The following is a 20,936-nucleotide window of genomic DNA, read 5'->3' as shown; positions in this document are numbered from 1 at the left end:
CCGGTGCCCCAACACCACCCGCAGGGGTATTCGCCGAGGTGGCCCCGAGTGATCGGTAGGCCGAGCCGGCAACGATCACATCGGATTCGGTTGCCGAAGCCCGCGTACCGAAAGGTCCCGGTGGCGACGTAGTCGGAGAACGAATGACTCAGTAGGTCAGCCAGTCGTTGCCGCCGAGTCCGAGTCGCCTGACGTCCAGTGTCGGCGTGATCCGGGACTGCGGAGCGAGGTCGTGGGCCTCGAAGACCTTACGCAGGATTTCCGCGGAATCGATGTTCAGGGGACTCGACACCCACATGGCGTAGGGGAGATTGATGAAGCGGTTTTCCTTGACGGCGCGGAGGTTTCGGCTTGCCGGGTTGCTGCGCAGCGCCGCGATCTTCTCCTCGACGGACTGTCCGGGATAATCGACGAACGCGATCACATCGGGGTCGGCGGTCGCCACACGCTCCCAGCTGACGGTGGTCCAGGTGTCCTGCACATCCTCGGTGGCGTTGCGCGCACCGGCGGCGTCGATGATTCCCTGAGGGCCACCGAAGGACCCGGACGAGAAGACCGTGTCGGTGCCGCTGTCGAACAGGAAGACGGTGGGCTTGTCAGTGGGCTGCGGGGCCGCGCGAAGCGCCTGAAGGCGGGTCTGGACATCGTCGGCAGCCTGTGCGCCGACATCGGCGTTGGCGGTGATGGTCCCGATGTTGCGGAGGTCGGTATCGAGTGCGACCCAGGGATCCATTGTGCCGCGTGCACTCTCGCCGTTGACCTGACGGCATGCCTCGGACAGTTGATAGACATCGATGCCGTGCTGGGCGAGGATCTCGGGCGTGATGCCACGGGATTCACTCATGCCGTAGTTGTATCCGGCGTAGAGCACCTGCGGCCTCGCTCCGACGATGTTCTCCAATGTCGGTTGCTCGGGCGCCACCTGCTTGAGTTCGTCGACCTGAGCGCCGTACTCGAGTCGCAGCACGTCGGCGTCGCGTGCCATCGAACTCACTGCCACGATCTGGTCCGCAGCGCCCGCGGCCAGGGAGATGGCGATCATGCCACCGTCATTGACGAAGAGACGATCGAGCGGCTGGTCGTAGGTGACATCCTCACCGCAGTTGGTGACGGTGACCGTGTCGGCAGATGCGCTGGTCTCGTTGTCGGAGCCACACGCGGTGAGCCCCAATATCAGTGCGGTGACGGCGAGTCCTACTGCGGGAACACGGCGGTGGGTGGTGATCATCTGAGTTGTCATCCTTGATCGGTGTCGTCGGCGGTTACTGCATCGGTGAGCAGCAGGTGAGGTTGTCCGGTTCGGGGGTGGTGCACAACGTCGCCGCGTACCGAGAACACGGTGCGCAGGAGTTCGGAGTCGAGGACCTCGATCGGCGTACCGGCGGCGACGATGCCGCCGTCGGCGATGACCGCGACCTGATCGAAATGCCGCAGCACCAGGTCGAGGTCATGCATCGCGGCGACGATGGTGGCGTCGAGTTCGTCGAGAATCCGCATCAGACGAAGTCGCCACGCGGCGTCGAGGTGATTGGTCGGCTCATCGAGGACAAGAATCGGTGTGTCCTGCGCGAGCGCGCGTGCGAGCACCACACGATGGCGTTCACCGCCGGATAGCTGTGTGCACGATCGTTGTTCAGCGCCTGCGAGCCCAACCGTTTGCAGTGCGCGAGTGATGATCTCACGCTCGGCGTCTCCGGCGGGGGCCCACGGGCTGCGGTGCGGCGTCCGTCCCAGTCCCACGGCTTCGGTCAGTGTGAGTTCGGCCGAGGGCTGCTCCTCCTGGCCGACGACGGCGACCATCCGCGCTCGCTGCCGTGGACGCATCGCGTGCAGGTCGTCGGCACCGAGACGGACGGTCCCGGCCGCCGGTGCCTCGAGTCCGGCGAGTACCCGCAGCAGGGTGGTCTTGCCGGCGCCGTTCGGACCGATGAGGGCCAGGCGCGTCGCCGCCGGAACCGACACATGGACGCCAGAGACGATGACTCGGCCGCCGCGTCGGCATTCGACACCGCACGCGGTCAGCGACACCTCAGGGGCTGCGATGGCCGCCGGGACGCTCATCCGCCACTACCGAAGGAGTACCGACGACGACCCATGAGGTAGAGGAATACCGGGGCACCGATGAGTCCGGTGACGATGCCCAACGGCATCTCCCGCGGTGCGGCCGCCACCCGGGAGATGACGTCCACCCACACCAGGAACAGCGCTCCGCCGCACACGGCGACCGGCAGCATCGCGCGATGCGTGGCCCCCACCAGCATGCGGGCCGCGTGGGGAATGATCAGGCCCACGAACCCGATTCCACCCGACACGGCCACGAGTACGCCGACCAGCACGCCCTGGACCACGAACAAGCCGGTGCGCAGCGCGGCGACGGGTACGCCCAGAGAGGAAGCGGTGTCATTGCCCGTCGCGTAGGCATCAAGCCAGGAATGGATCAGGAGCATGCCGAGCAATGTGGTCAGCACGACCACTCCGGCCAGCGGGACCTTTGCCCAGGTCGCCCCGGCGACACTGCCCAGCATCCAGAACATCACCCCCTCTGCGGCCTGCGGGTCGCCGGCGGAGAAGACCATCAGCGACGACAACGACATGAACGCCGACGACAACACGACTCCGGACAGGATCAGCCGGATCGGAGTCAGCCCGCCCTGGGCCAACGCAACGGAGTACACGGTCACGGTGGCGACCAGCGCTCCGATGAGTGCGCCGCCGGTCAGCGCCCAGATCCCCAGTCCGGCAAGGGCTCCCATCGTCAGTACCGCGGTTGCGCCGACGGCGGCTCCGGCGGAGACACCCAGCAGGTACGGCTCCGCGAGCGGATTGCGCACCAGCACCTGCATCACGGCGCCGGCCAGGGCGAGTCCGGCCCCGACGATCGCGGCCAGGATCGAGCGGGGCAGACGCAGATCCCACACGATCACCGAGTAGGCGGCGTCGACCTCGTTGCCGGTGAACCTGCCGATGACGGTCTGCCACACCTCGGAGATCGGGATGTGTTCGGCCCCGAATGCCACCGACGTCACGAGGCTGAGGCAGGTCAGTGCTGCGAGGACTCCGGTGAGCGCGAGCGGCGGTAGGCGCCGGGCGGCTGGGCCAACCGGAGTGCGGGCGGTGAAGCGGGTCCTGATCCTCGGCGCCGTCACGAGTGAAAATCGTTCCGGCAGCGATGGTGTGAGATGCCGGGAAGGTACACGTCTACCTCGGTGTGTCGGGGTACCTGTGCGCGAGGTACGCGATGGACTCATCGGTGGAACGGCAGGTATCGGACTCGGGAACACCCTCGCGGTCACTCGTGTGATGCCGTGAGGTGAAACCCACACCGTTGCGCGCCAGTCCCGGAGTCGCACCGGGTTCCCTGGCATCCAGCTCTCGGGATGCGAACCGTTCTCGCTGACAGAGCGTAGCAAGTCGGTTTTGTCTCATTGTTCGGGTGGGTTGCTGAGGGCGACGCTGACGTGGCGACCGATGCCGGGGTGAGGTTGCCAGGGTGGGGTGGAACCGGAGTGGACATCAGCACGATGTTCACCGAGCAGGCACTGTCACGCGCCGTCGAGCTCGGCGTCGTCGATCTGCACTGTCACGCTGTGCGTGTCACGTCCGAGAGCGCGCGGCGCGGGGATGGCTCGGCCGCGCGCTCCGGGTATCCGATCCGGAGCGACACCAGACCTTCGTCCTGGGGAATGCCGATCACGTGGCTCCATTGCGGGCCGTATTCGTCCGGCTGTCGCAAGGCCGCGTCACGGGCGATGCGTTCGGTGATCTGGTTCATGTGCTGCATCGCGATTCCCTGTGCGGTCGCGGCGAGATGGATGTGTTGGATCAATCGGCCGCCGGCCAGGCGTGATTGTGGGTTGGCAACGTCGGGAACGCGAAGGATGCCGTAAGCGGTGGCGGTGGCGGTGTGTACGTCGCGAGTGCTCTTGAGCCAGAACGCATCCCCGCTGCTCCGTGATTGTGCGGGAAGGACCTTGGCCGCAGCCAGCATGGCGGGAGCCATCCCCTGGCCGTCAAGAGTCAGTCCGTCACGGTGGCGGTCGATGTCGCTGCGGTCGTTGCGAAACCACGCGAACGACTCTTCGGACATCGGAGTGTCGTCGATGATCGACTGCGTCGCGCGGACATACATTTCGCCGAGGGCACGTCTGCGGTCGGTGTCGGTGATCCATACGACATCGGGCGTCGGTTCACCGAGTCCCGGGGAGTCCGAGGTCAGTGTGGACAGCGCGGTCTCCGACACCGATCGGGAGGCGTACGGGCCGCGATTCGAATGGCGCAGACCGATTGCTTCGGCAAGCGCCCTGTCCTGCGTGCTGGGCACGACCCCCGGCTGCAGTGCGAGATGGGCGATGTGGCCGGCGTTGGCGTCGGGGAGTGGGGTGACCTCGGCGACGAGTCCGCGGGCACGTGCCGCGATTGCCATGTTCTCGATCGCGCAACCGAATCCGACCATACGTTCGCGGCCGTCGGAATCCATGATCGGCATCGCGCGAGTGGGATCGGCGTACAGGTCGATGCTGTCGGTGCCGACGACAAACGTCCACGGCTGGATGTTGTGGGGATTGGCGGCGAGGACTCCGGCGGCGACGATTCCGCCGACCCCTCGCTCGGATTGCCACTGCGTCCACAGGTCATACGGTGTGCCCTCGCCGGAGTCGAAGACACCGTTGGTCGCCGCGCGGATACCCACCGCCCCGCTGCCCACCACGACGAGGGCAAGTGCCCCCAGCCCGACGCCTTTCAGCACTGATCGACGGTTCAGGTGCGTTGTGGGCGGTGTTGACGCCTCTGGTTCGCCATCTTCGCCATCTTCGCCGGAACGCGAATCCGGGGGATCCTCGGGGGTAGATTCAGCACCGACCGATTCGGTGTCGTCTGCGTGTGATTCGTTGTCGCTCATGTCCATTCTCCTTGAGGTGGCAGTCCGAGTGCGAGACGACCGCGCTCGGTGAGTAGGGGTTCGATGATGGCAGTGTGCGCGCGGTGCGGATCGAAGAGATCTCGGCCGACGGCGTCGGCGAAGGGAACTGCAGTCTCCGCGACGAGCCACAACTGTGTGATGACGTCGCGAACAGAGGATGGTGGATCGGGCCGACGTATCAGCCCGTCGCCGATCACCGATTCCCCGATCGCTTCGAACAGGGCCAGTCGTCGCTCGAAGTTCGCGCGGTACATGGACCGCAACGTGGGGTCGGCGTGGAGCAGCGTGAACAGTTCGCGCGAGAAGAAGACGAATTCGGTGGTGACCGTGGCCTGCCGTCGCCCGGCCCACCAGAGGGTCTGCAGGATCTCGTCCGCCGTGCGGTTCTGATCGATGGGAGGCTCGGATCGCACGCTCCACTGCTCGTAGAGTGCCCGGACGATGTCTGCCTTGTCGGGGAACCAGTAGTAGAGGTTGCCTGGGCTGATGCCCGCCTCCCGGGCAATCCGTGCGGTGCTGACCGCTGCGGTGCCATCGGCGTCGAACAACCGTCGTGCGGTGTCCAGTATCTGCTCACGACGCGCTGCCACCCGTTGTGGTGTCCGACGAACTCTCATATTTGAATTATCACTCTAATAGAGAGATTGATCTAGTAGATCTCGGTGTGATCTATGGTCCACTTCCTCGGCGCGTGGGGTGGGGCATGAGCTGAGCCCGGTGGCAGGTCCGCTCACACAGAATGTGCAGAGCGCACTCGTGGCGGATCTCAGTCGGGATCTTCCTGGTGTCGCTGCGGAGTCGCCGACGGAGGGGCCGCGACTTGCCGGGTCACCATGTCGCCGGGTCACCATGTCGCCGGGTCACCATGTCGTGGACGAGCGCCGTCACGTAGTCGACCAGTTGTTGATGGGTGACGTCCTCGAGCCGCCCGTCGCTCCAGTCGACGAACAGTGTCGACAGTGCGCCGGTGAGTGCGCTGATGACGGACTCGCGTACCGCCGAGTGCCCGATCGAAGATCGCCATCAGCAGTTCGGTGCGGTCGGCGAAGCTCTCGTGGAAGTAGCGGGGGCTCAATCCGGCGTTGCGGGTGACCGCGCATCGTGACCGCGCGGCCCCCTCGGTGCCCATGAGGTCGAGCCCGGCGTCGACCCCCGATCACCGGATGGTGTGTGCGCGAGGGTCTACGCGTCGGCGGGATACCCGGAACCAATCAGTACACGGTGCCCGCCAAGCAGATCACGGTCGGTCCGGTGCTCAACTTCGGCTCCCTAAGCCTCGATCCACCGATCAGCTTTCTGGCGTGCCGTGAAAGGTGTTGAGCGCGTTCGGCCCGGCAGTGGGCGTGTGAGAGTCGCCGATCTCTGATGTCGGCGTGTTTCACTGGGTTTCGTGTCGGGGCCGCTGTCTGGCCGCTGGTTAGGGGTCAGGCTGGGTGTTGTGGTCCGATCGTGTTGCTGAACAGCAGGTTCCACTCGTGTTCCCATGGCCAGCGAGCGGGTAGGTGCATGGTGATGCGTCGGGCTGAGGACGCGATACGGGCCGGTATGCAGATCAGGGTGCGGCGGATCGTGGGGGTGGTGGCTTTGACCAGGCGTTTCCCGCCGAGACTGGCGGCGGCTCGGGTGAGGTTGAATGCGATGACCGCGCACACCAGCCAGGCGGCGTTCGCGCAGAACTTCCCCGACGGCAGATGCGCCAACGCGGACGCCTTGAGGTCGGCGTGGACCTGCTCGATGATCGCGTGACCGCGATGCGTCTTGTCGGCGGTGACGGTGTCGAGAGTGCTGGTGGTGAAGAACGCATGGAACCGCCACACCTCGAACAACCCGTCCCCGTCGGGCTGGAAGTCGGGAATGCGGCGCACCACCAGCCGCCCGGGAATCTGCAGGCGCTTGGCTTTGGAGGTGAACGCGGTGAACTCGATCTCGGCGACCTCGGCGCGCGACACCCACGTGCCGGTGTCCTCGTCGAAGACGGCATCGGTGTACTCGATCGCCGTCCAGGCATCGTCGGCGATCTCGCTGATCGCCGCCCGCACGTGCGAGTCCTGACGGACGGTGACCGACACCTGGCGCCGGCACGGATCGCGGTGGAAGATGGCACGGTGACCGTAGAACGCCGAGTCCGCGCGCAGCAGCACCTGGCCGGCAGCCTGTTTCGAGCGCAGACGTTTGAGCGTCGCCAGCGTGTCGGCGATCAATCGATGTGCGCCGCGTGCGGAGTTGCACGCCCCTTTGCGCAGACGCTGCGCGGCGATCACCGGTGCACCCTGCGCGGTGGTGAGGGTGGTGATCGCCGAGTTCAACCCGCGCACGCGGGTGTAGCCGAACCCGGCGCCCTGTTTGGCCGGGCCATGCACTTCGATGATCGAGTCGTCGATGTCGACCATCACCGGCCCGTCGATCCCGGCCAGCACCGGTGTCCGGGCATGCAACCCGGACAACAGGCGAGCGGCGATCGCATCGAGCTGGCGGACATGCCCGAAGGAGAACTCGCGCAGAAACGACCCCAACGTCGACGGGGCATACGGGTGATCGAACACCCGGCCCATCGCCCCGTGCCGCAACATGGTCATGTCATCGATGCTGTCAGCACCGGCGACCATCCCCGCGACCAGCGAGAACACCTTCCGATCAGGGTTGGCGCCTTTGTCGGTCGGCACCGTCAGATGCTCGCGGGCCAACCCTGACAGGCCCGCGCGTTCGGCCAGCGACATCACCGGAACCAACCCTGCCGCTGCGAGGAGATTCGGGTCATCACATGCTGCAGACCTGACCGGATGACTGTGAGACAATCGCATCTACGAGATGCCCTTCTGAGCGCGTGCATGGAACCCTAGACAAGTCCCATCCTCTCACTCAGACAGGGCATTTCGTCTCTCCCGCACCGCCCGCTTCCACACAAATCGGTGGATCGAGGCCAAGAGCACGGCTTAGCTTATCGGGTCATCGTCGGGTTCGGGTTGCATGCTGGCCAGGATCGGCAGGAACCAGGCGATGAGGGGACCGGGCACGCTGTCGAGAGCTTGCACAGCTGACTGGTAGCCCGTGCGGAACCGTCCTGTTCGGCTCTCAGTGGGGACGGGTGCTATCTCGGCGTGCTCACGGGCGTAAGAGTCAGCGCGATCCTTAGCCGCATAGGCAAGGTCACGGCACATGTCGAACAGGGCGGTTCCTCGGGTGTCCTGCATGCGCTGCCATGCCCGGTCTGCGGTTGCGTCCAGCCGTTGTTGGGTGGCGGTGATGGCGTCGTTCATGGGGCACCCCGGCGTAGAGGCCGAAGTGGATGCACACGGTCCACGCCAGGATCGGCAGGGCGTAGAAGCTGATGACCGTGAGGACGGTCAGGGCACCGCCGGCTAGCGCGCGACGGCTGAGGTGGGTGCGATTTGGCACCTTTGATGGGCTGGACATGAGGCTTGTTCCTTCCGGCTTGACCGATTGCCGAAGAGGTCACAAAAGCCCCGGTGAGGACACCCAACTGTTGACGGTCTGCTACACAACACGGGCCGTGTAGCAAGTCCAGAAACAACAAAACCCCTGCTGAACAGGGGTTCCATGGTGCCCTCGGTGAGACTCGAACTCACACTGGACGGGTTTTGAATCCGTTGCCTCTGCCAATTGGGCTACGAGGGCATGCTGCCGTGCGGGGGCTGCAGCAGACAAGTCTAGATGATCAGCCGGAGACGGTGACAGCCGGTACGCTTCGGTGCATCACCCGCCGAGTGCGGGGGGTGCGACCTGGTGTTTTCGGGTGTTGAACTCAATGCGGAGGAGGGGATGGTGACGGTGGTTGACAGTGCGTCGGTGACGCCGGCCGAACAGCAGACAACACATAAGGTGCTTGTCGCGGAGGATGACTCTCTCATCCGGATGGACCTCATCGAGATGTTGCGCGAGGAGGGATACGAGGTCGTCGGCGAGGCGCCGAACGGTCAGACCGCGGTCGACCTCACCGAGAAGCTGTCCCCGGATCTGGTGATCATGGACATCAAGATGCCGGTCCGCGACGGGATCGACGCGGCCGCCGAGATCGCGAGCAAACGTCTGGCACCGGTGGTGATGCTGACCGCGTTCAGTCAGCGTGACTTCATCGAGAAGGCCCGAGAGGCCGGGGCGATGGCCTATCTGGTCAAGCCCTTCACGAAGGCCGATCTGGTCCCGGCGATCGAGGTGGCGGTCAGTCGCTACCAGGAACTGCGGGAGCTGGAGAAGGAAGTCGCGTCGATGGCCGACCGACTGGAGACCCGCAAACTCGTCGAACGGGCCAAGGGCCTCCTGATGGAGAAGCAGTCTCTCTCGGAACCCGAGGCATTCAAGTGGATTCAGCGGGCTGCGATGGATCGTCGTACCACGATGAAGGCTGTCGCGCAGGTCGTGGTGGAGACGTTGGGTCCGCAGGAGTGAGCCAGACCGGTTGATGAATCGGGTTGCGATCACACGAGTTTCACGATCTTTACGTCGTGGCAATACGATCGCGTTAGCTTGACCTCAGCGATTCGCGGTTCCTGCGTCGTTGCGACGCACTGCATCGCAGACAACAGAATCACAAGGAGAGCATTGATGTCTTTTCGCTTTGTGAGAAGCGGTGCGGTGGTGTTCACCGCGGCTGCGGCACTTGCGGTGGCCGGCTGTAGTAGCTCCAGCTCGGATTCATCGGAGGGTGCCACGTCCTCGAGCACCACGGCCCAGTGCGACAACCCGCCGCAGGCCACACCCGGTCCGGTGAGTACGAGCGCGCTCAAGATCGGCACGCTTCTGCCCGAGACCGGCAGCCTCGCCTTCCTCGGGCCACCCATGATCGCCGGCACCAAACTCGCCGTCAAGGACGTCAATGCCGCGGGCGGTGTCCTGGACAAACCGGTACAGCTGGTGACCGGCGACTCGGGTGACACCACCACAGACACCGCCAACGCGACCGTCGACCGCGAGTTGGCAGCCGGAACGCAGGTCATCGTTGGTGCGGCATCATCCTCGGTGTCGTTGAAGGTCATCGACAAGATCGCCAACGCCGGTGTGGTGATGTTCTCTCCGGCCAACACCTCCGATCAGTTCACCTGCTACGCGGACAAGGGCATGTACTTCCGCACCGCACCGCCGGACGTCCTTCAGGCGCAGGCGCTCTCGCAGACGATGGCAGGCGACGGTGTGCAGCGCGTGTCGATTCTGGCCCTCAACGATCCGTACGGAACCGGTCTGGCCGATAACACCGTGAAGGACCTCGAGGCCGCGGGCATTCCGTCCGATCAGATTCAGAAGATCATCTACGATCCCAACGCCCAGTCGTTCAACGCCGAGGTCGACCAGGTCAAGAACTTCGATCCGGACGGCATCGCGGTGATCGGTTTCGACGAGTCGTCGAAGATCCTCACCCGTATGCACGAGGTGGGCATCGGGCCGACGGACGGCAAGAAGGTCTACGGCGTCGACGGAAACATGGGCAACGCGCTCGGCGAGGCCGTCGGTACGGGCCTGCTCGCCGGCATGAAGGGTACGACCCCGCTGACCAAGACCTCCAACGAGTTCCAGGCGGAATTGAAGGTTGTCGATCCTTCGTTGATCGATTTCAACTACGCGGGTGAAAGCTACGACGCGGTCATCATGTCGGCCTTGGCGGCAGCCAAGGCGAAGTCGACCGACGGCAAGGCGATCGCGGCGAACATCAACTCGATCTCCAACGGTACCGACAAGTGCACCACATACCAGCAGTGCCTCGATATGTTGGGGCAGGGCAAGGACATTCGCTACGAGGGTCCGACGGGCAACCTCGCGTTCAGTGCGTCGGGTGAGCCGACCAACGGGTCGTACGGCATTCTGGAGTTCAACGCCCAGAACAAGCTGGTCGAACCGGTCGGCAAATACATCACGGTGTCCGCGAACTGATGTGATCAAAGCCGAGGGCCGGAAGTGCGTTCAGCGCTTCCGGCCCCTCGGACGTTCGCGGTGCGTCTACGTGTCCTGCGCCGCGTGTCGCCCTTGCTGTTTCATCGTTGGCGCAGCGTCCGCCGACGTCTCGGAACTGCCCGCCAGCGTTCCCAAGTAGAGTTCGATGACCTTCGGATCGGACGCCAGGTTCTTTCCGGTGTCGGTGTATGCGTTGCGGCCTTGATCAAGGACATAGCCCCGGTCGCAGATCTGCAGACACCTACGCGCGTTCTGTTCGACCATGATGATCGACACCCCGGTGGCATTGATCGCCTTGCATCGGATGAAGACCTCGTCCTGGAACATCGGTGACAATCCGGCGGACGGCTCGTCGAGGAGCAGCACCGACGGTTCCATCATCAGTGCGCGTCCCATGGCGACCATCTGTCGTTCACCGCCGGAGAGGGCGCCCGCCTTGACCTTCCGACGCTCCGACAGCAGCGGGAACAGTTCGGAGACGACGTCGAACCGCTTACGAAATGTCTTGGGCCGCAGGTACACACCCATTTCGAGGTTCTCTTCGATGGTCAATGCCGAGAAGACGTTCTGGGTTTGCGGAACGTAGCCCACGCCTTTGTTGACCAGGATGTGTGCCTTCGCCGAGGTGATGTCCTCGCCACGCAGTGTGACCGAACCTCGACGGACGGGGATCAACCCGAACAGGGTCTTCAGCAAGGTCGACTTACCGGCGCCGTTGGGGCCGATGATGCCGACGATCTCACCGTCGTCGAGATAGAAATTGCAGCCCTCGAGAATGTTGATTCCCGGCAGGTATCCGGCGGTGATGTCGTCGGCGCGCAGCAGCGCGTTGACCGCGAGCCGCCTGTGTTCCTCGGGTGTCGCCGCGAGTTGGGCCGGCGTCAACGATCCGGTGTCCGGCGCGGGACCGGGGTCAGTGCTCACGAGTTGCCCTTCGTGTCGGTGGCCGGTGTGTCGGTCACGGGGCCCGGCTCGGACAGATCCCCGCCCTCCTCCAAGGTGGTTTCGATCGCGGCCTCGACCTGTTCGGCGATCACCGCGGTTGCGCCGATCGGTCGGCCCCGATCGTCGAACTCCAGCGGTTGATCGTGGTGGCCACCGAGATATGCGTCGACGACCGCCTCGTTGGCCCCGAGCTGGTCGGGAAGGGATTCGGCGATGATCTCGCCTTGCGCCATCACGACCACCCAGTCGCTGATGTCGCGGATGACGTCCATGTCGTGCTCGACGAAGACCACGGTCACACCGTCGTCGCGCAACGACTTGATGTGGCCCAGCAGGCTTTGTGTGAGCGCCGGGTTCACCCCTGCCATCGGCTCGTCGAGCATGACGATCTTCGGGTCGGTCATCAAAGCCCGCGCCATCTCCAGGAGCTTTCGCTGTCCGCCGGACAGGGAGCCAGCCAGATCGTCGGCCTTGGCGTCGAGCTTGAACCGGGCCAGGACCTCGTGGGCGCGTTCGGTGATCTCGCGTTCCTGGGCGCGCCACGTCCACGGCGCCAGCGCGGCCAGGAAGTGCTCTCCGCGTTGGCCGCCGGCCCCGAGTTTCACGTTGTCGAGGACGCTGAGCTTCGACAACGCCTTGGTGAGCTGGAAGGTGCGGACCATGCCGCGTCGTGCGACCTGATGCGGCACCATCCGACCAAGCGATTCACCGTCCAGCGACCACGTTCCGGTATCGGGTTTGTCGAAACCGGTGATGAGATTGAAGAACGTGGTCTTGCCGGCGCCGTTGGGGCCGATCAGACCAGTGATGGCTCCGCGTTGGATCTCAAGGTGATCGACCTGCACGGCCTTCAGCCCGCCGAAGGTCCGCGTGATGTGGTCGACGACGATGATCGGGTCGGGCTTGGCGCAACCCGGAGCCGGGTCGACGCTGCCGAAGATGTGCGCGCGTTGGTCGGCCGAGAGGGACTTGAGGTTGCTGCGTGCAGCCGCGGTGCGGTCGTGGGTGTCAGGCATCGAGTTGCACCTCCCGCTTGTTTCCGAGAATGCCCTGTGGTCGGAAGACCATCATCAGCATGATGGCGAGGCCGAGGATGACGTAGCGTACGGCGCCCACCTGTTGTTCCGACATCGACAACAGCGGGTGATCACCCGCGGTGGCCTGCCGGAGGAGAACGTCGGGGACGGCGAGCAGGAACCAGAACAGCATGGCGCCCAGCACCGGGCCGAACACTGTCGCGGCACCGCCGAGGATCAGCGCGCCGTAGGCGAAGAACGTCTGTGCCGTCGAGTAGAAATCAGGGTTGATCGACTGCGTGGCCAGCGAGTTGAAGACACCGGCAAGTGCGCCGATACAACCACCGAGAATCAGTGCCTGCATCTTGAAGAAATACGCGTTCTTCCCCAATGCGCGTGCGGCGTCTTCGTCCTCGCGTACCGCCTTGAGGACCCTGCCCCAGGGGCTGTGGGCCAGCAGGTAGACAACGAGGCAGAGTAGGGCGACGACGGTCCACCCGATCACCATGGCCCACAGATCGCCGCCGATGAACTTCACACCGAGGAACGAATACTGCTTGCCGTTGTCGAACGGGCTGGCGGCAAAGAAGGGGCCGCCATACCCGTAGATCCCGTTGGTCGAATGCGTGAAGTCGTCGGTAGAGGTCGATCGAAAGATCAGCCGGAGGATCTCCGAGGCCGCGATGGTGACGATGGCGAGGTAGTCGGCGCGCAGTCGCAGTGTCGGGAACCCGAGTAGCACGGCCAACAGTGCGGCAGCGGCGATGCCGACGATCGCACCGAGCCACAAGGGCTGGTCGTAGTTGACCGCCATGATCCCGACGCCGTAGCCGCCGAGAAGCGCGAACCCGATCTGACCGAAGTTGAGCAGGCCTGCGTACCCGAAGTGCAGGTTCAACCCGATCGCCAGGAGTGCGTAGAAGATCGCCGACGGCCCGATGAGCTGCGCGAAGGAAATCTGAAATGCGGAGATGATGTCCATGTCAGCCGATCCTCGCTCGCGATCCGAGAATGCCCTGAGGCCTGATGGTCAAAATGATGATCAGGATGAGCAGGCCACCGACGTACTTCAGGTCGGGGCTGAGCCAGTACGTCGACAATTGCACGACGAGGCCGACGATCACGCAACCGAGAAGTGCGCCATAGGCGGTTCCCAGACCGCCCAACGTGATGCCTGCGAACATCAGCAGCAGGAGTTTGAAACCCATCTCCCATTGCACTCGTCCGCCGAGTTCGGAGAGCCCGAGTAGGACGCCACCCAGGGTGGCCAACCCCCCCGCAAGCGCCCAGACGAACAGGATCACCCGGTCGACGTTGATTCCCGACGATGCGGCGAGATCGCGGTTGTCGGCGACTGCCCGCATCGCCTTGCCGATCCGTGTTTTCTGCAGCATCAGCGCCACCGCCAACAAGGTGACCAGACTGATGATGATGCATGCCAGGTTGATCGGGGTGATGGCGAAGGCCCCAGAACCGATCTGCGTCTGGACCTGATAGTCGACGAATGCCTCGGAGCGGTCGGAGAAGAAGATCAGGATCAGATAGCGCATCACCAATGCGAGCCCGATCGAGACGACGAGCATTGCCACGAGGCCAGTTCGCCGCCTTCGCAGCGGACGCCAGATCCCCAGCTCGTTGACGACGCCGACACCGATCCCGATGACGACCGCGATGACGGTCGCGGCGATCAGCTGAATCCCGAACTTGACGTTGAGCACCCACGCGATCACCGCTCCGAGAGTGACCAGCTCACCGTGGGCGAAGTTCGTCAGTCCCGTGGTGCCGAAGATGAGACTCAGGCCGACCCCGCTGATGGCGATGATGAGACCGAAACGCAGGCCGTCGATGGTCAGACGGGTGAACTTGGCCAGCGGCGATACCTCGGCACTCGATCGTTTGGCGCCGAAGGAGAAGATCACCGGGCGAGCGGTGCCGGAGCTGACGTCGACGGGCAGCTCCTCCTTCTGCACCTCGATTCCTTCCGGCAGGCTGCTCTTCTCGATTGCGATCGTGTAGTTACCGGGTGGCACCATGAGTTGCCACGTTCCGGTCGCCGACGAGGTGGCGGTGGCCACGACCTTGCCGCCGGAGTCGGTCGCCGTGACCTTCACGCCGGCGATCTTCTCCGAACCGTTGCGCAACGTACCGAACACCTGGACGTCGTTGGGTGCGGCTGTGGCGGTGCTGGCACCGATCACTCCGCCCAGCAGCGACGCCGCGAGCGCGAGGAAGAGGATGATCGTGACTCTGCGGATGCGGGGCGGTGTGGACGCCGCGTGCCTTTCGGGTCTGGCGCCGACAAGAATCCCACCCGGCCCACCACCCTCAAAAGACATCTGCCGATCGGGCTCGGACATCGACTGGTTTACCTCCCAGGTGGATCGGATGGTGCCGGCGCGTAGGCCGACCGCACGCGCACCTGCCGGAGAGTAGCCTCACCGCCTTCGCGAGATGACGACATCGAGGTTTCCCAGATGTAACATCTGCATACCGCGAGTTCAGGACGTTGCGTGCGACCGCACAGGTTGGTGTCCGAGCCCATCACTAGACTCGCAGGGGTGAGTCCCGCGACCAACGTTTCCCGCATTCCGGACAAGTCCGCCTCGGAAAAGACCGCCCCCCAGACGAAGACGCGCGCCAAGGCCGACACACAACCGGTGTTGATGTTGCTCGACGGGCATTCGTTGGCCTACCGTGCCTTCTTCGCGCTGCCCGCGGAGAACTTCCGGACCGAGACCGGCCAGCACACCAACGCGGTGTACGGCTTCACCTCGATGTTGATCAACCTGCTGCGCGACGAGGAACCGACGCACATCGCGGCCGCGTTCGATGTGTCCCGCAAGACCTTCCGCTCCGACATGTACCCCGAGTACAAGGCGCAGCGGTCGAAGTCGCCGGACGAGTTCAACGGTCAGGTCGACGTGACCAAGGAGGTCCTCGACGCGCTGGGTATCCAGGTCATGGCCATCGAGGGCTACGAGGCCGACGACATCATCGCCACCCTGGCCACCGAGGCCGAGGCGCAGGGTTTCAAGGTTCTCGTCGTCACCGGTGACCGTGACTCGCTGCAACTCGTCGACGACTCGGTCACCGTGCTCTACCCCAAGAAGGGTGTGTCCGAGCTGACCCGCTTCACTCCCGAAGAGGTGGAGAAGAAGTACGGTCTGACGCCTGCGCAATACCCCGACTATGCGGCGCTGCGCGGTGACCCCAGTGACAACCTGCCGGGTATTCCCGGCGTGGGGGAGAAGACCGCCTCCAAGTGGATTCGCCAGTATGGTTCGCTGGCCTCCCTCGTCGATCACGTCGACGAGGTGAAGGGCAAGGTCGGAGACGCGCTGCGGGCCAACCTGGCATCGGTGCAGACCAATCGACAGCTCACCGAACTGATTCGTGACATGCAGCTGCCGGCCGGGCCGCAGGATCTGGCCCGGGTCGGCTGGGACCGCGATCGCATCCACCAGCTCTTCGACGATCTGGAATTCCGCGTCCTGCGCGATCGGCTGTTCTCGACCCTGAGCTCGGTGGTGCCCGAGGCCGAGTCCGGGTTCGATCTCGACGGTTCGGTCCTCGGCGCCGGTGAGGTCGGTGGATGGCTGAGCGAGCATGCCCGCACCGGGCGGGCCGGACTGACCATCACCGCCCCGCACACCGTCGTCGGTACCGACGTCAACGGCATCGCGATCGCCGCGGCCGACGGTGTCTCGGCATATGTGGACATCACCCAGCTCGACCCGGCCGACGAGAAGGCCCTCGGTGAGTGGCTCGGTGACACCGGCATCGCCAAGGCTCTCCACGAGACCAAATGGGCCATCCACGCATTGCGATCCCGGGGGTGGGTGCTGCGTGGGGTCACCAGCGACACCGCGCTCGCGGCCTATCTCGTCCGTCCCGGACAGCGCACCTTCAACCTCGACGACCTCGCACTGCGGTACCTGCGGCGCGAATTGCGTGCCGACGACGGTTCCGGGGATGCGCAACTGTCGCTGCTCGATGACGACGGCGGGCTGGGCGAGCAGGCCGAACATCACATGCTCGAGGCACGAGCGGTCGCCGAACTCGCCGACGTCCTCGACACCGAACTCGACCGCATCGACTCTCGCGCACTGCTCACCGAGATGGAACTGCCGCTGTTGTTCGTCCTCGCCGATCTCGAGGCCGCCGGGATCGCCGTCGACGTCGAGCATTTCGGTGACCTCGAGGAAGAGTTCGCCGAGCGGATCCGCACCGCCGCCGAGGCCGCCTACGAGGTGATCGGGGAGCAGATCAATCTCGGCTCACCCAAGCAACTGCAGACGGTGCTGTTCGACAAGCTCGACATGCCGAAGACCAAGAAGACCAAGACCGGCTACACCACCGATGCCGACGCCCTGCAGACCCTGTACGAGAAGACCGAGCATCCGTTCCTGGCGCATCTGCTCGAACACCGTGATGCGACCCGGCTCAAGGTGACCGTCGACGGGCTGCTGAAGTCGGTGGCCGACGACGGTCGCATTCACACCACCTTCAATCAGACGGTGGCCGCGACCGGGCGGCTCTCGTCGACCGAACCGAATCTGCAGAACATCCCCGTTCGCACCGATGCCGGGCGCCAGATCCGGCGCGGTTTTGTGGTCGGTGCCGGGAGCGGAGCGAGCGGGCCGGGTGGAAGCGGTGAGGGTTTCGACGATCTGATGACGGCCGACTACAGCCAGATCGAGATGCGCATCATGGCGCATCTGTCGGAGGACGCCGGTCTGATCGAGGCGTTCAACACCGGTGAGGATCTGCACAACTTCGTCGGGTCCCGTGCGTTCGGGGTGCCCATCGACGAGGTGACCACCGAGATGCGGCATCGTGTCAAAGCGATGTCGTACGGACTTGCCTACGGGCTCAGCGCCTTTGGGCTCGCCGCCCAACTACGGATCAGTCGTGACGAGGCCAAGGAACAGATGGAGGCCTACTTCGCCCGGTTCGGCGGAGTGCGTGACTACCTCCGCGACGTCGTCTCCGAGGCACGTCGCAACGAGTACACCGCAACGCTGTTCGGGCGTCGCCGCTACCTGCCCGACCTCAACAGCGACAATTGGCAGCGCCGCCAATCGGCCGAACGGATGGCCCTCAACGCGCCCATCCAGGGCACCGCCGCCGACATCATCAAGGTGGCCATGATCAACGTGCACAAGCGGCTTGCGGCCGAAGGGCTGCGGTCGCGCATGCTGCTGCAGGTGCACGACGAACTCGTCGTCGAGGTCGTCGACGCCGAACGTGAGCAGGTCGAGGCGGCGGTCCGCGAGGAGATGGGGTCGGCGATCACCCTGTCGGTGCCACTGGAGGTGTCCGTCGGGTACGGCCGGTCCTGGGACGATGCCGCGCACTGAGGGCTGATTCTTGAGAATGGACGGCTACGACGAACCGCCGCGGCAACGATCACCCTGGGTGATCCCCGTCATCGTGGGAGTGGTGGTCGGGGTGATCGTCGTCGGCGCGGTCATTGTCGGCGTGAAATTATCACGGGGACAATGGAACTCGGTGGAAGCCGAGTCCGATTCGGGATCGACCACGAGCACCGTCGTGATCACCGAGACCGCCCCCGCGACCACGCCGACCACCGCCGAGACCAGCCGACCCTCGTCGACTGAGGACTTGGACGATTCCGGTGGTGGGGCCGATTCCGGTGGTCCGGACGGCGATGACACAGGCACCCCCGACCTGCCCGTGCCGCCGATTGCCGACACCGAGTGGTACGCACAGTTCGGCGCGTTCGATGACTACGGCGGCGCGGAGGCCGTACGCGACGAACACTACGGTTCGCTGATCCTGCCGGGTGAGATGGTGGGCTCGTCAAGCCGTTACGTGGTGGCCCGGCCGACCCGGTCGCGCGGTGACGCGGAGGACGTGTGCGCGCAGTTCTCCGACGGTGCGTGCATCGTCAAACACAGGAGCTGACACGACGTGACGGTACGTATCGGAGTCCTCAACGGCGACGGCATCGGCCCGGAGATCGTGCCGGTCGCGGTGGCCGTCGCCGATGCCGCGGCGGCGCATGAGGGATTCGAATTCGATTGGCTGTCCTTGCCTTTGGGGCGAGGGGCGATCGAGTCCCACGGCACGCCGATACCCCAACAGACCCTGGAGGCGCTCGATGCGCTCGACATCTGGGTACTCGGCCCACACGATTCGGCGGGCTACCCCGAACGCTTCGCCGGCGATCTGACACCCGGCGCGGTGATCCGGAAACGCTACGGCCTCTACGCCAACCTGCGCCCGTGCCGCGGCCTTCCGGGCGTGGGCGCGCTCGCACCCGAGATCGACGTCGTCATCGCCCGGGAGAACTCCGAAGGGCTCTACGCCGACCGCAACATGGCGGTCGGGTCGGGGGAATTCATGCCGACCCCGGACATCGCGTTGGCGGTCGGGGTGATCACACGGGCCGCAACCGAACGCATCGCACGGCAGGCGTGTGAGTTGGCCACGGAGAGATCGGGCCGGTTGACGATCGTGCACAAGGCCAACGTGCTGACGATGACCACCGGACTGTTCCGCGACGTGTGCCGGGAGGTCGCCGCCGGATACCCCGACCTGACGGTGACCGACGCGCACGTCGACGCCATGGCCGCCCTGCTGGTGCGCCGGCCCGGCGACTTCGACGTGATCGTCACCGAGAACCTCTTCGGCGACATCCTGTCCGACCTCGCCGGTGAACTCGCCGGGTCGCTCGGCATGGCCGGCTCGATCAACTGCTCGGACACCGTCGTTATGGCGCAGGCATCGCACGGCGCGGCGCCCGACATCGCAGGGCGCGGCGTCGCCAACCCGATCGCGATCATCTCGTCCACCTCGAAGGCGTTGCGGTGGTACGGCAGGCGCACCACCGACGAGAGATTGACACGCGCCGCCGACGCGATCGATGCGGCGGTCACAGCGGCACTTGCCGACGGTGCGCTCACTCCCGATCTGGGTGGTTCGGCGACGACGGTGCAGGTGGGCGAGCGGGTGATCGCTCACCTGGACGGTCAGATCGGCTCAGCCGGTTAATCTTTCGTAACCAACCGGTGAAGTGGCCGTTCAGGCAGTAAGTTCAGACGCCGGACACGGCAGTTTCGATTGGTTCAAACCTGCTCCGATGTCGGGGCGTGAAGGGGATGTGTGATGCGCGAGCGTTCAATCCGATCAGCAGCGATGCGGCTGCCGGGGATTCTCACGTTGTTGCTGGCGGTGATCGCGCTGGTGGTGGCGGGTTGCTCGAACGACGAGTCGACCGAGGGGAGCGGCGGTACCACCGCAATCCAACCCATCACCGTCGACGTCGCGAAGCAAGCCGACATCGCATCGCTGCTGCCCGCCGAGCGGTGAGTGTCAAGCTGTGGTGAGTCAGTTCCCGATTTTGTTGTGTTATGCGGTGGGTTGGTGGTGCAGGTTGATGGCGACGCGTTGCTGCGGTCGTTTGACTGTGGGTGGTTGGTGGAAACGTTCGGGGTGGTCTCGGTGGTAGGTGTTGATGGCCCCGACACGGCGGTCGTGGGCTTGGGTCCAGGTGCCGTTGTACACCGATTGCGGTGTGTGCAGGGCGATTCCGGAGTGGTGGTGGCGGGTGTTGAACCAGACGACGTAGTAGTCGATCCAGTCGCGCGCGGCCTCGAGGGTGTCGAAGACTCCGGGGTAGCCAGGCCGGTATTTCATGGTCCTGAACTCGGACTCCTTGAAGGGGTTGTCGTTGGAGGTGCGGGGACGGTTGAACGACAGCTCGATGTCCATCTCCTCGCAGAGTTCGGCGAGTGCCGTTGATCGCATCGGTGCCCCGTTGTCGGAATGGATGACTCTGGGGGCGCCATGACGGTCGATTGCTTCGGCGAACATCGCCGCAGCGATGTCGTCATTCTCATTTAGTGCCACGCAGTGGCCAATAATGTTGCGGGAGTACAGATCCTGAATCACGTATGCCTTGAATGCCTGCCCCATGTAGGTGGCTTTGAGGTCAGTGATATCCCACATCCAGACCTGCCCGGGACCATCAGCAACCACCACCGGCGCGGCCCGTTTCGGGCGGTGACGGCGCAGCGGACTGCGCGGGCGTTGGTCTTGATCAATGGTGTTGGCGACCCGGTACCACTGACGCAACGACCCCAGGTAGATCCCGTCGTCCCAGGTCGAGGCGAACGCGTTGAGCA

Annotated in this window: 18 protein-coding genes, 1 tRNA gene and 1 riboswitch; of the genes, 6 read left to right on the top strand and 13 right to left on the bottom strand. The window is 64.7% G+C overall.

Annotated features, from left to right (window positions below; genetic code table 11):
• Positions 1–148 precede the first annotated feature (148 nt).
• From ABLE92_RS06685 to ABLE92_RS06650, 8 genes are all read right to left on the bottom strand, one after another.
• Entirely contained in the window at positions 149–1,228 is a 1,080-nt protein-coding gene (locus tag ABLE92_RS06685) for an ABC transporter substrate-binding protein (RefSeq protein ID WP_348803974.1), read from the bottom strand.
• Positions 1,229–1,236: 8 nt separating this feature from the next.
• Positions 1,237–2,061 (bottom strand): ABC transporter ATP-binding protein, encoded by an 825-nt coding sequence (locus tag ABLE92_RS06680; protein WP_348803973.1) that lies wholly within the window; start codon positions 2,059–2,061, stop codon positions 1,237–1,239.
• Positions 2,058–3,131 (bottom strand): FecCD family ABC transporter permease, encoded by a 1,074-nt coding sequence (locus tag ABLE92_RS06675; RefSeq protein ID WP_348804251.1) that lies wholly within the window; start codon positions 3,129–3,131, stop codon positions 2,058–2,060. The genes ABLE92_RS06680 and ABLE92_RS06675 overlap by 4 nt, the downstream gene beginning before the upstream one ends.
• Before the next feature lie 109 nt (positions 3,132–3,240).
• Positions 3,241–3,404: riboswitch (cobalamin riboswitch) on the bottom strand.
• Positions 3,405–3,580: 176 nt separating this feature from the next.
• Entirely contained in the window at positions 3,581–4,747 is a 1,167-nt protein-coding gene (locus tag ABLE92_RS06670; RefSeq protein WP_348803972.1) for an Acg family FMN-binding oxidoreductase, read from the bottom strand.
• 149 nt (positions 4,748–4,896) lie between these two features.
• Positions 4,897–5,538 (bottom strand): TetR/AcrR family transcriptional regulator, encoded by a 642-nt coding sequence (locus ABLE92_RS06665; RefSeq protein ID WP_348803971.1) that lies wholly within the window; start codon positions 5,536–5,538, stop codon positions 4,897–4,899.
• Between the two features lie 807 nt (positions 5,539–6,345).
• A complete protein-coding gene (locus tag ABLE92_RS06660) occupies positions 6,346–7,722 on the bottom strand; it encodes an IS1380 family transposase (RefSeq protein ID WP_348803970.1) in 1,377 nt (458 codons plus the stop codon).
• A 132-nt stretch (positions 7,723–7,854) separates the two neighbouring features.
• Positions 7,855–8,178: a hypothetical protein gene (locus ABLE92_RS06655; RefSeq protein ID WP_348803969.1), complete on the bottom strand. Its 324-nt coding sequence runs from the start codon at positions 8,176–8,178 to the stop codon at positions 7,855–7,857.
• 302 nt (positions 8,179–8,480) lie between these two features.
• A tRNA-Leu gene (locus ABLE92_RS06650) sits at positions 8,481–8,557 on the bottom strand.
• Positions 8,558–8,701: 144 nt separating this feature from the next.
• Between ABLE92_RS06650 and ABLE92_RS06645 the strand changes: the two genes are divergently transcribed.
• Positions 8,702–9,328, top strand: a complete 627-nt coding sequence (locus ABLE92_RS06645) for an ANTAR domain-containing response regulator (RefSeq protein ID WP_348803968.1) — start codon at positions 8,702–8,704, stop codon at positions 9,326–9,328.
• Between the two features lie 156 nt (positions 9,329–9,484).
• Complete coding sequence (locus ABLE92_RS06640; protein ID WP_348803967.1) at positions 9,485–10,804, top strand: ABC transporter substrate-binding protein; 1,320 nt, start codon at positions 9,485–9,487, stop codon at positions 10,802–10,804.
• A 66-nt stretch (positions 10,805–10,870) separates the two neighbouring features.
• On the opposite strand, the gene ABLE92_RS06635 is transcribed toward ABLE92_RS06640, so the two are convergent.
• Genes ABLE92_RS06635 through ABLE92_RS06620 form a run of 4 tightly spaced genes read right to left on the bottom strand, consistent with a single transcriptional unit; the run spans position 10,871 to position 15,122 of the window.
• Positions 10,871–11,749: an ABC transporter ATP-binding protein gene (locus tag ABLE92_RS06635; RefSeq protein ID WP_348803966.1), complete on the bottom strand. Its 879-nt coding sequence runs from the start codon at positions 11,747–11,749 to the stop codon at positions 10,871–10,873.
• Positions 11,746–12,786 carry an ABC transporter ATP-binding protein gene (locus tag ABLE92_RS06630; RefSeq protein WP_348803964.1) on the bottom strand — a complete coding sequence of 347 codons (1,041 nt, stop codon included), beginning with the start codon at positions 12,784–12,786 and terminating at the stop codon, positions 11,746–11,748. The genes ABLE92_RS06635 and ABLE92_RS06630 overlap by 4 nt, the downstream gene beginning before the upstream one ends.
• Complete coding sequence (locus tag ABLE92_RS06625) at positions 12,779–13,768, bottom strand: branched-chain amino acid ABC transporter permease (protein ID WP_348803963.1); 990 nt, start codon at positions 13,766–13,768, stop codon at positions 12,779–12,781. The genes ABLE92_RS06630 and ABLE92_RS06625 overlap by 8 nt, the downstream gene beginning before the upstream one ends.
• Position 13,769: 1 nt before the next feature.
• Complete coding sequence (locus tag ABLE92_RS06620) at positions 13,770–15,122, bottom strand: ABC transporter permease subunit (protein WP_449744023.1); 1,353 nt, start codon at positions 15,120–15,122, stop codon at positions 13,770–13,772.
• Positions 15,123–15,449: 327 nt separating this feature from the next.
• On the opposite strand from ABLE92_RS06620, the gene polA reads away from it, so the two are divergent.
• The 4 genes from polA to ABLE92_RS06600 all read left to right on the top strand — a co-directional run bounded on the left by polA (position 15,450) and on the right by ABLE92_RS06600 (position 20,121).
• Positions 15,450–18,146: a DNA polymerase I gene (gene polA / locus ABLE92_RS06615; protein WP_348804250.1), complete on the top strand. Its 2,697-nt coding sequence runs from the start codon at positions 15,450–15,452 to the stop codon at positions 18,144–18,146.
• Between the two features lie 16 nt (positions 18,147–18,162).
• Positions 18,163–18,714, top strand: coding sequence for a hypothetical protein (locus ABLE92_RS06610; protein ID WP_348803960.1), 552 nt, complete (start codon positions 18,163–18,165; stop codon positions 18,712–18,714).
• 6 nt (positions 18,715–18,720) lie between these two features.
• The gene (locus ABLE92_RS06605; RefSeq protein ID WP_348803959.1) at positions 18,721–19,803 is read left to right on the top strand and encodes an isocitrate/isopropylmalate dehydrogenase family protein; all 1,083 of its coding nucleotides are present in this window, start codon (positions 18,721–18,723) and stop codon (positions 19,801–19,803) included.
• 111 nt (positions 19,804–19,914) lie between these two features.
• Complete coding sequence (locus ABLE92_RS06600; protein WP_348803957.1) at positions 19,915–20,121, top strand: hypothetical protein; 207 nt, start codon at positions 19,915–19,917, stop codon at positions 20,119–20,121.
• Between the two features lie 39 nt (positions 20,122–20,160).
• Here the strand turns inward: ABLE92_RS06600 and ABLE92_RS06595 are convergent.
• Positions 20,161–20,936, bottom strand: a 776-nt coding sequence (locus ABLE92_RS06595; RefSeq protein WP_348803956.1) for a DDE-type integrase/transposase/recombinase, incomplete at its 5' end; no start/stop codon positions are given.

Origin of the sequence: Gordonia oleivorans, from assembly GCF_040044975.1 — a bacterium.
GTDB classification, from domain to species: domain Bacteria; phylum Actinomycetota; class Actinomycetes; order Mycobacteriales; family Mycobacteriaceae; genus Gordonia; species Gordonia oleivorans.
Note: the sequence above shows the minus strand (reverse complement) of the source record. Positions and strands in the feature narration are given on the sequence as shown.